The following is a 13,358-nucleotide window of genomic DNA, read 5'->3' as shown; positions in this document are numbered from 1 at the left end:
AGTGGGGTGATCGACCGGCCAGCGGCCCGGTACGACGGGGGATTCCCCTCGTCGTGCGGCTCGCGCCGGTCGTGGACAAGACTGTGGACAACCCTGTGGACCACCATGCGGGACGACACGCGTCCGGGACGTCGACGATGCCACCCGGACTCACGACGACTCGCCAGGAACGTTCCGGCGGTCGACGCTGCGCCGGTCCGTCCGGCGGCGGTGGACACCCAGTGCAGACGAGCACCAGCGACGAGCACGACACGACATCAGGAGACGAGCGCGACATGACGATGCCGGCCGACCCCGTCGAGGACCTCTGGTCATCCGTCCTCGGACTCCTCTCGGAGGACGACCGCATCACCCCGCAGCTGCACGGCTTCCTCAACCTGGTCGAGCCGAAGGGCGTGCTCGCCGGCACCCTCTATCTCGAGGTGCCGAACGACCTCACCCGCGGCATGCTCGAGCAGCGGATCCGCATCCCGATCACCGAGGCCGTCTCCCGCATCGGAGACGACACGGTCGCGAACTTCGCCATCACGGTGAACCCGGACATGGCGTCCGAGCCGCGGGTCGACACGCAGGTCACGAGCAACGTCCCCGAGTACGCCGAGCCGGTGCAGGAAGCCGTCGAGCAGAGTGCGGCCCCCCGCCAGTACATCGAGGCGCCGTTCGTCCCGAGCCAGATCGACTCCCCGGGGACCAGCGGTCGCCCCGAGTCCCGGCTCAACCCCAAGTACAACTTCGACAACTTCGTCATCGGCTCGTCGAACCGCTTCGCCCACGCGGCGGCGGTCGCGGTGGCCGAGGCGCCGGCGAAGGCCTACAACCCGCTCTTCATCTACGGCGACTCAGGCCTCGGCAAGACCCACCTCCTGCACGCGATCGGCCACTACGCCGAGAGCCTCTACCCGGGGATCCGGGTGCGGTACGTGTCCAGCGAGGAGTTCACGAACGACTTCATCAACTCCATCGCGAACAACCGGTCGAACCAGTTCCAGCAGCGGTACCGCGACATCGACATCCTGCTGATCGACGACATCCAGTTCCTGCAGGGCAAGGACTCCACGCAAGAGGCGTTCTTCCACACCTTCAACACGCTGCACGACCACAACAAGCAGGTCGTCATCACGTCGGACGTCGCGCCGAAGCACCTGACCGGGTTCGAGGACCGGATGCGCTCCCGCTTCGAGTGGGGCCTCATCACCGACGTCCAGGCGCCCGACCTCGAGACCCGCATCGCGATCCTCCGCAAGAAGGCGCAGTCCGACCACCTGCAGGTGCCCGACGACATCCTCGAGTTCATCGCCTCGAAGGTGTCGAGCAACATCCGCGAACTCGAGGGCACCCTGATCCGGGTCACGGCGTTCGCGAGCCTCAACCGGACGGCCGTCGACATGGCCCTGGTGCAGACGGTCCTCAAGGACCTCATCACGCTCGACGACGACAACGTGATCGCGCCGACGGACATCATCAACCACACCGCGGAGTACTTCAAGCTCTCCGTCGACGACCTCTACGGGTCCTCCCGCTCGCAGGCGATCGCCACTGCCCGGCAGATCGCGATGTACCTCTGCCGTGAGATGACGAGCCTGTCGCTGCCGAAGATCGGACAGCTCTTCGGCAACCGGGACCACACCACGGTCATGTACGCCAACAAGAAGATCGCGGAGCTCATGAAGGAGCGTCGCTCGATCTACAACCAGGTCACGGAGCTGACCAGCCGCATCAAGCAGGACCGCCGCTACCGCTGACGCACGTCGCGTTGCGTCGCGCTGCGCACATCTGGTACGGCCCTGGAGGCGCGGCTGACGACCGTCAGATCGGCCTGCTTCCGCGCGCATCCACCATCTGAGACGGTTCCATGGGCCGGACTTCACACAGTGTGGAAAGCCTGTGGATAACTGTGGAGGACACGCCGGTCGGTTGTTCACAGCGGAGGGGCCACCTGTGGAGACTGGGGATGGAAGTGGATAGATGAGATTCATTCATCCAGACGCCGCCCACACACCGCTCACAACTCACACGTGTGTAGTTCCCTGTGGACAAGCGGTGTTAACAGGGTTATCCACAGTGTGCACAGGCGTTAACACCATTACTCCTGGTTAACGATTGATCTCAGCGGGCCAACCTTGTGGACGGCGGGATGACAAGAAATCCGGGCCTCGCCGGGCTGTGCCACAATGGGGCGGCCGGACAGTCCAACCGATCGACAGGGGTTCCAGCTGTGAAGTTCGAGGTCAACCGGGACGTCTTCTCCGAAGCCGTCTCCTTCGCGGTGAAGCTCCTCCCACAGCGCACGACCCTCCCGATCCTCTCGGGCGTCCTCATCCACGCCGACGGCGATCGACTCACGCTCTCGTCGTTCGACTACGAGGTCTCGGCGCAGACGTCCATCGCCGCGCAGATCGACGACCCCGGCACGGTGCTCGTCTCCGGCCGGCTCCTCAACGACATCGCGAGCCGCCTGCCGAACGCCCCGGTCACCTTCACCACCGAGGACTCCAAGATCTCGGTCACCTGCGGTTCGGCGCACTTCACGCTGCTGTCCATGCCGGTCGAGGAGTACCCGACGCTCCCCGAGATCGGCGAGCAGACCGGCGTCATCCCCGGCGACGCCTTCTCCGAAGCCGTGTCCCAGGTCGCCGTCGCCGCCAGCCGCGACGACGTCACCCCCGTGATCACCGGCGTCCAGCTCGAGGTCGGCGACAACGACCTCTCGCTCATCGCGACGGACCGCTACCGCGTCGCCGTCCGCACCATCGCGTGGGACTCCGGCCGCGTCGGGTCGGACCCGCTGCACGCGCTCGTCCCGGCCCGCACCCTGCAAGAGGTGGGCCGCACGTTCGGCTCGGCGTCCACCGTCTCGGTGTCGATCAGCGGCTCGTCCGACCGCGAGCTGATCGCGTTCCACGCGGACGACAAGACCGTCACCTCGCTGCTCATCAAGGGCAACTACCCGCCGGTCCGCCGGCTCTTCCCCGAGACCGTCCAGGACCACGCGGTGATCAACACCGCGGAACTGGTCGAGGCGGTCCGACGGGTCTCCCTCGTCCTGGAGCGCGAAGCCGCCCTCCGGTTCTCCTTCACGGTCGACGGGCTCACGCTCGAAGCGATCGGTTCCGAACAAGCGCAGGCGTCAGAGTCGATCAGTGCGTTGCTGACCGGTGAGGAAACGGTGGTCTCGCTGAAGCCCGCCTTCCTCCTGGACGGGTTGAACGCGGTGCACTCCGAGTTCGTCCGGATCTCCTTCACCAAGACGGAGAACCCCAACAAGCCGGGCCCGGTGCTCATCACCGGCCAGACCTCGCAAGAGGCCCCGGCCGCGGACGGATACCGGTACCTGCTGCAGCCCAATCTCCTGCTGCGGTAAGCGCAACAGCCGAACACTGCGCTGACGCGCCATCCCTGCATCAGCGCGACGACGAACAGAAGAGGAAATCATGCACATCGGTCTTGTCGGCCTCGGTCGCATGGGCAACAACATGCGTGCCCGTCTCCGCAACGCAGGCATCGAGGTCACCGGCTACGACGCGAACCCCGCCGTCTCGGACGTCGCCGACCTCGGCGCACTCGCCGCGGCGCTCCCCGAGGGCAAGAAGCTCGTGTGGGTCATGGTCCCGCACGGCAAGATCACCGACGACGTGATCACCGACCTGTCGAACGTCCTGAGCGAGGGCGACCTCGTGATCGACGGCGGCAACTCGAAGTGGCTCGACGACGAGGTGCACGCCAAGCAGCTCGACGCGAAGGGCATCCGCTACATGGACGCCGGCGTCTCCGGTGGCGTCTGGGGCAAGGAGAACGGCTACGGCCTCATGGTGGGCGGCGCCCCCGAGGACGTCGAGTTCGCCATGCCGGTCTTCGACGCGCTCCGTCCCGAGGGCCCGCGCGAAGAGGGCTTCTCGCACGCCGGCGGCGTCGGCGCGGGCCACTACGCGAAGATGGTCCACAACGGCATCGAGTACGCGATCATGCAGGCCTACGGCGAGGGCTACGAGCTCCTCGAGGCGAAGGACATCGTCCACGACGTCCCGGCGGTCTTCGCCGGATGGCAGCGCGGCACGGTCGTCCGCTCCTGGCTGCTCGACCTCCTCGTCCTCGCGATCAACGAGGACCCGAAGCTCGACGAGCTCGAGGGCTACGTCGACGACTCGGGCGAGGGTCGCTGGACCCTCGAAGAGGCGATCGAGCTCGCGGTGCCGATGCCCGCGCTCTCCGCGGCGATGTTCGCCCGCTTCGTCTCGCGTCAGGGCAGCGAGTCCCCGACGATGAAGGCCGTCGCGGCGCTCCGCAACCAGTTCGGCGGCCACGCCGTCAAGAAGGCGTAGTCCAACCGGGGCAACCCGGCCACGGCCCGCGTGCACGTCGACCACCTGCAACTCACGGACTTCCGGAACTACCGGGAGGCCGAGGTCGACCTCGCACGCGGGCCGAACCTGTTCGTCGGCCGGAACGGACAGGGCAAGACCAACCTCGTCGAGGCGATCGGCTACCTCTCCACCCTGGGATCGCACCGGGTCCCGACGGACGCGGCACTCGTGCGGCAGGGCTGCGACGCGGCGATCGTCCGCGCTCGGCTCGCGCACGAGGACCGCAGCATCCTCGCCGAGGTCCAGATCAACCGCACCGGCGCGAACCGGGCGCAGGTGAACCGCTCGGCCATCAAGCCCCGCGAGCTGCCGCGCTACTGCACGAGCGTCCTCTTCGCTCCCGAGGACCTCGCGCTGGTCCGGGGCGAACCGGCCGGCCGACGCCGGATGCTCGACGAGCTCCTCGGGCAGATCGCCCCGCGCATGCAGGGCGTCCTCGCCGACTACGACCGGACGCTCCGGCAGCGCAACACCCTGTTGAAGTCGGCCCGGGCGACCGGTGCGAAGGCGGGTCCGCTCGCGACGCTCGACGTCTGGGACGAGCGACTCGTGGCGTTCGGCGCCGAGATCATCGCCGCCCGTGACCACCTCACCCGGCGGCTCGCCCCGTTCGTGGCCGAGGCCTACGCGACCGTCGCCGGCGAACGGCACGAGGCGTCGATCACCGGAGTCCTGAGCGTCCGCGGCGGCGACCCGGAGGACGCGGCCGCGACGGACCCCGTCCTCGGGACACCCGACGAGCCGGTCACCGTCACCGCGGCTGCCGATGCGTTCCGCGCGGCACTCGAACGGCGTCGACGCGACGAGCTCGACCGCGGCCTGACGCTCGTCGGTCCCCACCGGGACGACGTGCTCTTCCAGCTCAACGGGTTACCTGCGCGCGGGTACGCCAGCCACGGGGAGTCGTGGTCGTTCGCGCTCGCCGTGCAGCTGGCCAGTGCGTCGATCCTCCGCGCGGAGTCGAGCCTGGGGGATCCGATCATCATCCTCGACGACGTGTTCGCCGAACTCGACGAGTCGCGCCGGGAACGCCTGGCCGGGGCGGTCGCCGACTACGAGCAGGTGCTCATCACCGCGGCGGTGTTCGGTGACGTGCCCGAGCAGCTGGCCGCGCACACGGTCCGGATCGAAGCGGGCACGATCGTGACCGACGAGGCGGAGCCGAGCCGCGCCTCCAGTCCGACAGAAGAACCGGAAGACCACCGGGCAGAAGCCGACCCGACCGGAGCGGGCGTCTGATGCCGAAGCCGTCGAAGCCGACCGAGCCCTCGCGGGTCTACCGGCACCTCCGCGCCGTCTTCGGCGACCCCTCGAAGCGCGGCGTCGACGCGCGCCGGCGCCGCATGAAGGGACTCGATCCCGACTCCGTGCCCTACGGTCGCGGTCGCGAGCCCGCCGGACTCGGCGACGTCGTCGGTTCGCTCGCGCAGGAACTGGGCTGGACCGAGCCCCTCGCCCGGTCCGAGCTGTTCGTGGACTGGCCCGCCGTGGTGGGCGAGGAACTCGCGAAGCACTCCCGACCCATGACCATCGACGACGGTGCACTCGTCATCCGGTGCGACTCGACGGCCTGGGCGACCCAGCTCCGACTGATGCGCAGCACCGTCACGACGACCATCGCCGAGCGGCACCCCGAGGCGGGGGTGCAGTCGATCCGGGTTTCGGGCCCCGACGCCCCCACCTGGAAACGCGGTCCCAGGACGGTTCAGGGGCGCGGTCCCCGCGACACTTACGGGTAGGGCGACGAAATCGTCCGGGAGGACGAAAAAAGGCCGTCCACGGCCGGAATCCGCCCTCGGAGGAGGGGGTCCTGCGGTAGACTGAGAGGTGCAGTGCGCGGGTGTTCCGCGCGCAGGCAGGAGCACCTTCGAATGACATCCGGATCTGACGACGACCGACAGAACTCGTCCGGCGAGGCGACCCCGCAGAGCGATCCAGCGTACGGCGCAGACCAGATCCAGGTGCTCGAGGGACTCGAAGCCGTCCGGAAGCGTCCGGGCATGTACATCGGGTCGACGGGTCCCCGCGGTCTGCACCACCTCGTGCAGGAGATCGTCGACAACTCCGTCGACGAAGCACTCGCGGGCTACTGCGACACGATCAACGTCACCATCCGCGAAGACGGCGGCGTCCGCGTGGTCGACAACGGCCGTGGCATCCCCGTCGGGATCCACGCTGCCGAGGGAGTCTCGACCGTCCAGGTCGTGCTCACCGTCCTGCACGCCGGCGGCAAGTTCGGCGGCGGCGCGTACGCGGTGTCCGGTGGTCTGCACGGCGTCGGTTCGTCGGTCGTCAACGCGCTGAGCTCCGAGCTCGACGTCGAGGTCCGCCAGCAGGGCCACGTCTGGCGCCAGAGCTACACCGACGGCGTCCCGGTCGCGCCCCTGTCGAAGGACGAGGAAGACGACGGTCACGGCACCACGATCACCTTCTGGCCGAACGCGGACATCTTCGAGACCGTCGTCTTCGACTACGAGACCCTGCGCACGCGCTTCCAGCAGATGGCCTTCCTCAACAAGGGCCTGCGGATCACCCTGACCGACGAGCGCACCCCGGCCGAGGGTGAAGAGGCACGGCACGACTCCTTCCTCTACGAGCGCGGGCTCGCCGACTACGTCGAGTACCTCAACGCCCAGAAGAAGGCCGACCTGGTGCACCCGGACGTCATCGGCTTCGAGGCCGAGGACCCGGAGCGCAAGATCGCGCTCGAGGTCGCGATGCAGTGGAACACCTCCTACCAGGAGAGCGTCCACACCTTCGCGAACACGATCAACACGCACGAGGGCGGCACCCACGAAGAGGGCTTCCGCGCGGCGCTGACGTACCTGGTGAACAAGTACGCGCGCGAGGCGAAGATCATCAAGGAGAAGGACGACAACCTCACGGGTGACGACATCCGTGAAGGGCTGACGGCCGTCATCTCCGTGAAGCTCGGCGAGCCGCAGTTCGAGGGGCAGACGAAGACCAAGCTCGGCAACACCGAGGCGAAGGGCTTCGTCCAGCGCGTCGTCGGCACCGAGCTCACCCACTGGTTCGAGAGCAACCCGACGCAGGCCCGCGACGTCGTGCGCAAGGCGATCCAGGCCTCGCAGGCCCGTCTCGCCGCACGCAAGGCGCGCGAGACCACCCGTCGCAAGGGCCTCCTCGAGTCGGGCGGCATGCCCGGCAAGCTCAAGGACTGCCAGTCGAAGGACCCGACGGTCTCCGAGATCTTCATGGTCGAGGGTGACTCCGCCGGTGGTTCCGCCGTGCAGGGTCGCAACCCGATGACGCAGGCGATCCTGCCGCTGCGCGGCAAGATCCTCAACGTCGAGAAGGCCCGCCTCGACCGTGCCCTGGCCAACCAGGAGATCCAGTCGATGATCACGGCGTTCGGCGCCGGTATCGGCGAGGACTTCGATCCGGACAAGGCCCGGTACCACAAGATCGTGCTGATGGCCGATGCCGACGTCGACGGCCAGCACATCACGACCCTGCTCCTCACCCTGCTGTTCCGCTACATGCGGCCGCTCATCGAGCGCGGCTACGTGTACCTCGCGCAGCCGCCGCTCTACCGCCTGAAGTGGTCGAACTCGGCGCACGAGTACGTGTTCAGCGACCGGGAGCGCGACGCCCTGATGCAGGCCGGCCTCGCCGCCGGCAAGCGCATCCCGAAGGACAACGGGATCCAGCGCTACAAGGGTCTCGGCGAGATGGACTACAAGGAGCTGTGGGACACCACGATGAACCCGGACACCCGGACGCTCCTGCAGGTCACGCTCGAGGACGCCGCCGCGGTGGACAGCGTCTTCGCGACGCTGATGGGTGAGGACGTCGAGTCCCGTCGCCAGTTCATCCAGCAGAACGCGAAGGACGTCCGGTTCTTGGACATCTGATCCTGGCCTGGAGGCGCGGCGTGAGTCGCGCGGACCAGTCCTGACCACCTGTGGTCGCGCCCGGCGCGACTGACGGAACCACAGCCTCCAGGCTGTCCAGAAAGGGAACGAAGCCACATGGCTGACGACAACGAGAACGGCGCCGACGAGCAGCCCGAGATCGTCCACGGCGACAGCGGGGACATCGTCGTCTCCGGTGACCGCATCTCGCAGGTCGACCTGCAGCTCGAGATGCAGCGCTCGTACCTCGACTACGCGATGAGCGTCATCGTCGGTCGTGCCCTGCCCGAGGTCCGTGACGGACTGAAGCCGGTGCACCGCCGCGTGATCTACGCGATGTTCGACGGCGGCTACCGTCCCGACCGGGCCTTCTCGAAGTGCTCGCGCGTCGTCGGCGACGTCATGGGGCAGTTCCACCCGCACGGTGACAGCGCGATCTACGACGCCCTCGTCCGCCTGGTGCAGCCGTGGTCGCTCCGGTACCCGCTCGCGCTCGGCCAGGGCAACTTCGGTTCCCCGGGCAACGACGGTGCCGCCGCCCCGCGGTACACCGAGACCAAGATGGCGCCGCTCGCCATGGAGATGGTCCGGGACATCGACGAGGACACCGTCGACTTCCAGGACAACTACGACGGTCGCACGCAGGAGCCCGCGATCCTGCCGGCACGCTTCCCGAACCTGCTGGTCAACGGCTCCGTCGGCATCGCGGTCGGCATGGCGACGAACATCCCGCCGCACAACCTGCGCGAGGTCGCTGCGGGCGCCAAGTGGGCGCTCGAGCACCCCGACGCCACGCGTGAAGAGCTCCTCGGCGCGCTCATGCAGCGGATCAAGGGCCCGGACTTCCCGACCGGGGCGCAGATCCTCGGCACGAAGGGCATCCAGGACGCCTACCGCACCGGTCGTGGCTCGATCACGATGCGTGCGGTCGTCAACGTCGAGGAGATCCAGGGCCGCACCTGCCTCGTCGTCACCGAGCTCCCGTACCAGGTGAACCCCGACAACCTCGCGATCCGCATCGCCGAGGGCGTGAAGGACGGCAAGCTCGCCGGCATCGCGGACATCCGCGACGAGACCTCCGGGCGTACCGGTCAGCGCCTCGTCATCGTGCTCAAGCGCGACGCCGTCGCCAAGGTCGTCCTCAACAACTTGTACAAGCACACGCAGCTGCAGGAGAACTTCGGCGCGAACATGCTCGCGATCGTCGACGGCGTGCCCCGCACCCTCGCGCTCGACGGGTTCATCTCGGCGTGGGTCGACCACCAGATCGACGTCATCGTCCGCCGCACCCAGTTCCGGCTGCGCGAGGCCGAGAAGCGCGCCCACATCCTCCGTGGCTACCTGGCCGCGCTCGACGCCCTCGACGAGGTCATCGCGCTCATCCGCCGGTCACCCGACGTCGAAGAGGCCCGCACCGGCCTGATGGACCTGCTGTCCGTCGACGAGATCCAGGCGCGCGCGATCCTCGAGCTCCAGCTCCGTCGTCTCGCCGCCCTCGAGCGGCAGAAGATCCACGACGAGGCCGAGGAGCTCGAGCGCAAGATCGCCGACTTCCAGGACATCCTGGCGTCGGAGACCCGTCAGCGCACGATCATCGGCGACGAGCTCGAGGAGATCGTCGAGCGGTTCGGCGACGATCGCCGCAGCGAGATCCTGCTCGGCTTCGACGGCGACATGTCCATCGAGGACCTCATCCCCGAAGAGGAGATGGTCGTCACCATCACCCGCGGCGGGTACGTCAAGCGGACGCGCAGCGACAACTACCGCTCGCAGCACCGCGGCGGCCGCGGGGTCAAGGGTGCGCAGCTGCGCGCCGACGACATCGTCGAGCACTTCTTCGTGACGACGACGCACCACTGGCTCCTCTTCCTCACGGACAAGGGGCGGGTCTACCGTGCCAAGGCCTACGAGCTGCAGGAGGCCAGCCGCGACGCCAAGGGTCAGCACGTCGCGAACCTGCTCGCCATGCAGCCGGACGAGCAGATCCAGCAGGTGCTCGACATCCGCGACTACGAGGCGGCCCAGTACCTCGTGCTCGCCACGGCGCACGGTCTCGTGAAGAAGACCCCGCTCACCGAGTACGACACGAACCGCACCGGTGGCATCATCGCGATCAACCTGCGCGACGGCGACACCCTGGTGCAGGCACTCCTCGTCGACGAGCACGACGACCTCCTGCTCGTGTCGAAGCACGGCATGTCGCTGCGCTTCACCGCGACGAACGACACCCTGCGCCCGATGGGTCGATCGACCTCAGGCGTGAAGGGCATGTCCTTCCGCGACGACGACTCGCTGCTCGCAGCCCGGGTCGTCTCGGACGACGGCTACGTGTGGGTCATGACCGAGGGCGGCTACGCCAAGCGCACGTCGGTCGACCAGTACCGCGTGCAGGGCCGTGGTGGTCTCGGCATCAAGGTGGCCAAGCTGGCCGCTGACCGAGGCGACCTTGTGGGTGCTCTCATCGTGGGCGAGGACGACGAGGTGCTCGTCGTGCTGCAATCGGGCAAGGTGGTAAGGTCTGCCGTGGCCGAGGTGCCCGCCAAGGGTCGCGACACGATGGGTGTGGTCTTCGCGAGGTTCGCGGAGAACGATCGGATCATCGCGGTGGCCCGGAACACAGAGCGGAACCTGGACGACCAGGACGACGCCGAGATCGAGCCTGCGGGCCCGGTGGAGACGGTCAGCCCGGACGAAGCGGCCGCCGACCCCGCCGACACAGTGCCCACGGACACCGTGGCCGGAGAGGACCAGTCAAGCAATGAGTAGTGTCGCCGAGAAGCTCCAGAAGAAGGCGAAGCGGCCCGTCGGCACCCGTCAGGTGCGGCTGCGGCTCGTGTACGTCGACTTCTGGTCGATGGTGAAGCTCAGCTTCCTCATCGCCCTGGCCGGCTCGATCGTGATCGTCGTCGCCACCGCGCTGGTGTGGGTCATCCTGAACCAGACCGGTGTCTTCACCCAGATCGACGCCCTGCTGAAGGACGTCACCGGGCAGAACAACTACTCGATCATGGACCAGTTCTCGCTGGGCCAGGTGCTCGGGTTCTCCATCGTCGTGGGCATCCTCAACGTGGTCGTCGGCACCGTGCTCGGCGCCATCGTGAGTGTCCTCTACAACCTCAGTGTGCGGATCACCGGCGGCTTGCTCGTCGGCTTCACGAACAACTGACACACCCGGGCCGGATGGGCCGACCGCCTCGATTTCGTTCTGCGAGATCCGTACGGTAGGCTTTCATCCGGTCTGAGGGGCTATAGCTCAGGCGGTTAGAGCGCTTCGCTGATAACGAAGAGGTCCAAGGTTCAAGTCCTTGTAGCCCCACCACTTCCTCCGACACTCCGTACGATGGGTGTCACGGGGCCTTAGCTCAGTTGGTAGAGCGCCTGCTTTGCAAGCAGGATGTCGGGAGTTCGATTCTCCCAGGCTCCACTCCCTCGGCGTGAGCGATGCTCCGCTCGTTCCTCGCTTCGCCTCACTCGGTCGTCGTGTTCGTCTGCGCCTTCGGCGCGCCGCTCCGCGATCGGTTCCGTTGATCTGGGGCTCGAGGTTTGCCGATTGTGGCATCTCGCGCCGGTTCGCCGGCAGTTCGCGAGACCTCGGCGGACGCGAGCGGCGCGTTGTGCGACCGCGACACGGCTCCGGGTGGACCCGGCGGACGTGCGTGGCGTGTCGTGCGACCGCGCCGCGTGGCGGGGTGGGCTGAACGCGACGGCGAGCCGGTGAGCGGGCACGACATGCCGTGCGTCGGGCGCCGAGTGGGCACGAACGGCCGCTTCGGCGGGGTGAACGGGACGCTGCCCGCTCGCCGCTCCGGCCACGGCCGGCGAGCCGCTGGCCCACGGACGACGAAGGGCCCCGGCACGCGCCGGGGCCCTTCGTGCGAACCGGGAGGTCAGGCGGCAGGCTTCTCCGCCGTGTCAGCGTCGTCGGCGACCCAGAGGTCGTCGTCCGCGCGGAGCGTCTGGTACGCGGCGTAGGCGGCGCCCGCCACGGCGACGACACCAACCACAATCAGCGCGACACCGCCGAAGCCGATGCCCTTCTTCTGGTGCGGCACGTACTTCTCCGCAGCCTTCTTGGCCTTCTTGCCCTTCTTCTGGGCGTTCTTCACGATCTTCTTGACGCGGGGGTCCTTCGCGAGGTCACCCACGCTGAGGACCGAGCCCGCCGTCGCGACGAGTCCGGGGACGACCTCGGACTGGAAGCGGTGCGAAGCACTCTGCGCTGCGCTCGTGGCAGCGTGCACCCCCGTGGCGACAGCCGGACGGATGCCGTTGTCGATCGCGTTCTGCACTCGCGGAGCGATGTCCTTGCGAGCGGTGTCCACGGCGTGGGACCGCGCCTCCGCAAGGATCGCGTTCGCGTGCTCGAGGACCTTGCGCTGCTCGCCGAGGAGCGAGGCGGTCTGGCCCTTGAGCTTCTTGATCTGCTTCCGGCGCTTGCGCGGGATCTCGATCGTCGTCATCTGGTACCTCCATCGGAACGGCGTGACCCCCATCCTGCCACCGCAGTGCCTGACAGGTCACGGAGCCTCACCTGTGTGATCCGTCTGACCGTCAGCAGTACATGCGAGAATCGGAACATGTCTCTGCACACCGCTGTCGCAACGATCCACACGAACAAGGGCGACATCCGCGTCAACCTGTTCGGCAACCACGCACCGAAGACCGTCAAGAACTTCGTCGACCTCGCGACGGGCAAGCAGGAGTGGACCCACCCCGGCACCGGCAAGGTCTCGACCGACAAGCTCTACGACGGTGTCGTCTTCCACCGCATCATCAAGGACTTCATGATCCAGGGCGGCGACCCGCTCGGTCAGGGCATCGGCGGACCGGGCTACCGCTTCGACGACGAGATCCACCCGGAGCTCACCTTCCAGAACCCGTACATCTTCGCCATGGCGAACGCCGGCATCCAGGGCGGCCGCGGCACCAACGGCTCGCAGTTCTTCATCACCACGGTGGCGACGCCGTGGCTGCAGGGCAAGCACACCATCTTCGGCGAGGTCGCGGACGACGAGTCCCGCGCGGTCGTCGACGCGATCGAAGGCGTGGCGACCGACGGCCGTGACAAGCCGCTCGAGGACGTCGTCATCCAGAGCATCGACGTCGAGGACGTCTGAGCCAC

At 67.7% G+C, this 13,358-nt stretch carries 10 protein-coding genes and 2 tRNA genes; 11 read left to right on the top strand and 1 reads right to left on the bottom strand.

The genetic code is table 11. The annotated features are described in order from the left end of the window. Window positions 1–275 precede the first annotated feature (275 nt). The 10 genes from dnaA to ACEN8D_RS11640 all read left to right on the top strand — a co-directional run bounded on the left by dnaA (window position 276) and on the right by ACEN8D_RS11640 (window position 11,660). Window positions 276–1,742 carry a chromosomal replication initiator protein DnaA gene (dnaA, locus tag ACEN8D_RS11685; protein WP_070419317.1) on the top strand — a complete coding sequence of 489 codons (1,467 nt, stop codon included), beginning with the start codon at window positions 276–278 and terminating at the stop codon, window positions 1,740–1,742. Window positions 1,743–2,215: 473 nt separating this feature from the next. After that, complete coding sequence (gene dnaN, locus ACEN8D_RS11680; protein ID WP_070417468.1) at window positions 2,216–3,361, top strand: DNA polymerase III subunit beta; 1,146 nt, start codon at window positions 2,216–2,218, stop codon at window positions 3,359–3,361. Window positions 3,362–3,431: 70 nt separating this feature from the next. Next, window positions 3,432–4,319, top strand: a complete 888-nt coding sequence (gnd, locus tag ACEN8D_RS11675; protein WP_092385584.1) for a phosphogluconate dehydrogenase (NAD(+)-dependent, decarboxylating) — start codon at window positions 3,432–3,434, stop codon at window positions 4,317–4,319. A gap of 30 nt (window positions 4,320–4,349) precedes the next feature. Then, complete coding sequence (recF, locus tag ACEN8D_RS11670; RefSeq protein ID WP_413398049.1) at window positions 4,350–5,600, top strand: DNA replication/repair protein RecF; 1,251 nt, start codon at window positions 4,350–4,352, stop codon at window positions 5,598–5,600. After that, a complete protein-coding gene (locus ACEN8D_RS11665) occupies window positions 5,600–6,100 on the top strand; it encodes a DciA family protein (RefSeq protein WP_336696745.1) in 501 nt (166 codons plus the stop codon). Before recF ends, ACEN8D_RS11665 begins: the two co-directional genes overlap by 1 nt. Window positions 6,101–6,232: 132 nt before the next feature. Further along, window positions 6,233–8,236, top strand: coding sequence for a DNA topoisomerase (ATP-hydrolyzing) subunit B (gene gyrB, locus ACEN8D_RS11660; RefSeq protein WP_070417464.1), 2,004 nt, complete (start codon window positions 6,233–6,235; stop codon window positions 8,234–8,236). Between the two features lie 117 nt (window positions 8,237–8,353). Beyond that, window positions 8,354–11,002, top strand: a complete 2,649-nt coding sequence (gyrA, locus tag ACEN8D_RS11655; protein WP_070417463.1) for a DNA gyrase subunit A — start codon at window positions 8,354–8,356, stop codon at window positions 11,000–11,002. Beyond that, window positions 10,995–11,402: a DUF3566 domain-containing protein gene (locus ACEN8D_RS11650; protein WP_070417462.1), complete on the top strand. Its 408-nt coding sequence runs from the start codon at window positions 10,995–10,997 to the stop codon at window positions 11,400–11,402. Before gyrA ends, ACEN8D_RS11650 begins: the two co-directional genes overlap by 8 nt. A gap of 76 nt (window positions 11,403–11,478) precedes the next feature. Further along, window positions 11,479–11,555 (top strand) — tRNA-Ile (locus ACEN8D_RS11645). Window positions 11,556–11,587: 32 nt separating this feature from the next. Beyond that, window positions 11,588–11,660 (top strand) — tRNA-Ala (locus tag ACEN8D_RS11640). Window positions 11,661–12,123: 463 nt separating this feature from the next. Here ACEN8D_RS11640 and ACEN8D_RS11635 read toward each other — a convergent pair. Further along, window positions 12,124–12,696, bottom strand: coding sequence for a hypothetical protein (locus ACEN8D_RS11635; RefSeq protein ID WP_083295136.1), 573 nt, complete (start codon window positions 12,694–12,696; stop codon window positions 12,124–12,126). Window positions 12,697–12,813: 117 nt separating this feature from the next. Between ACEN8D_RS11635 and ACEN8D_RS11630 the strand changes: the two genes are divergently transcribed. Then, window positions 12,814–13,353 carry a peptidylprolyl isomerase gene (locus tag ACEN8D_RS11630; protein WP_070417461.1) on the top strand — a complete coding sequence of 180 codons (540 nt, stop codon included), beginning with the start codon at window positions 12,814–12,816 and terminating at the stop codon, window positions 13,351–13,353. Window positions 13,354–13,358: the final 5 nt, after the last annotated feature.

The organism is Curtobacterium sp. Curtsp22 (genome assembly GCF_059492135.1).
The sequence above is the reverse complement of the archived record's forward strand: the minus strand, read 5'-3'. Positions and strand labels throughout refer to the sequence as shown.

Coding starts and splice junctions, on each gene's coding strand:
- gyrB (WP_070417464.1), top strand. CDS start 6,233: ATGACATCCGGATCTGACGACGACCGACAGAACTCGTCCGGCGAGGCG.
- ACEN8D_RS11665 (WP_336696745.1), top strand. CDS start 5,600: ATGCCGAAGCCGTCGAAGCCGACCGAGCCCTCGCGGGTCTACCGGCAC.
- ACEN8D_RS11650 (WP_070417462.1), top strand. CDS start 10,995: ATGAGTAGTGTCGCCGAGAAGCTCCAGAAGAAGGCGAAGCGGCCCGTC.
- ACEN8D_RS11630 (WP_070417461.1), top strand. CDS start 12,814: ATGTCTCTGCACACCGCTGTCGCAACGATCCACACGAACAAGGGCGAC.
- dnaA (WP_070419317.1), top strand. CDS start 276: ATGACGATGCCGGCCGACCCCGTCGAGGACCTCTGGTCATCCGTCCTC.
- gnd (WP_092385584.1), top strand. CDS start 3,432: ATGCACATCGGTCTTGTCGGCCTCGGTCGCATGGGCAACAACATGCGT.
- gyrA (WP_070417463.1), top strand. CDS start 8,354: ATGGCTGACGACAACGAGAACGGCGCCGACGAGCAGCCCGAGATCGTC.
- ACEN8D_RS11635 (WP_083295136.1), bottom strand. CDS start 12,696: ATGACGACGATCGAGATCCCGCGCAAGCGCCGGAAGCAGATCAAGAAG.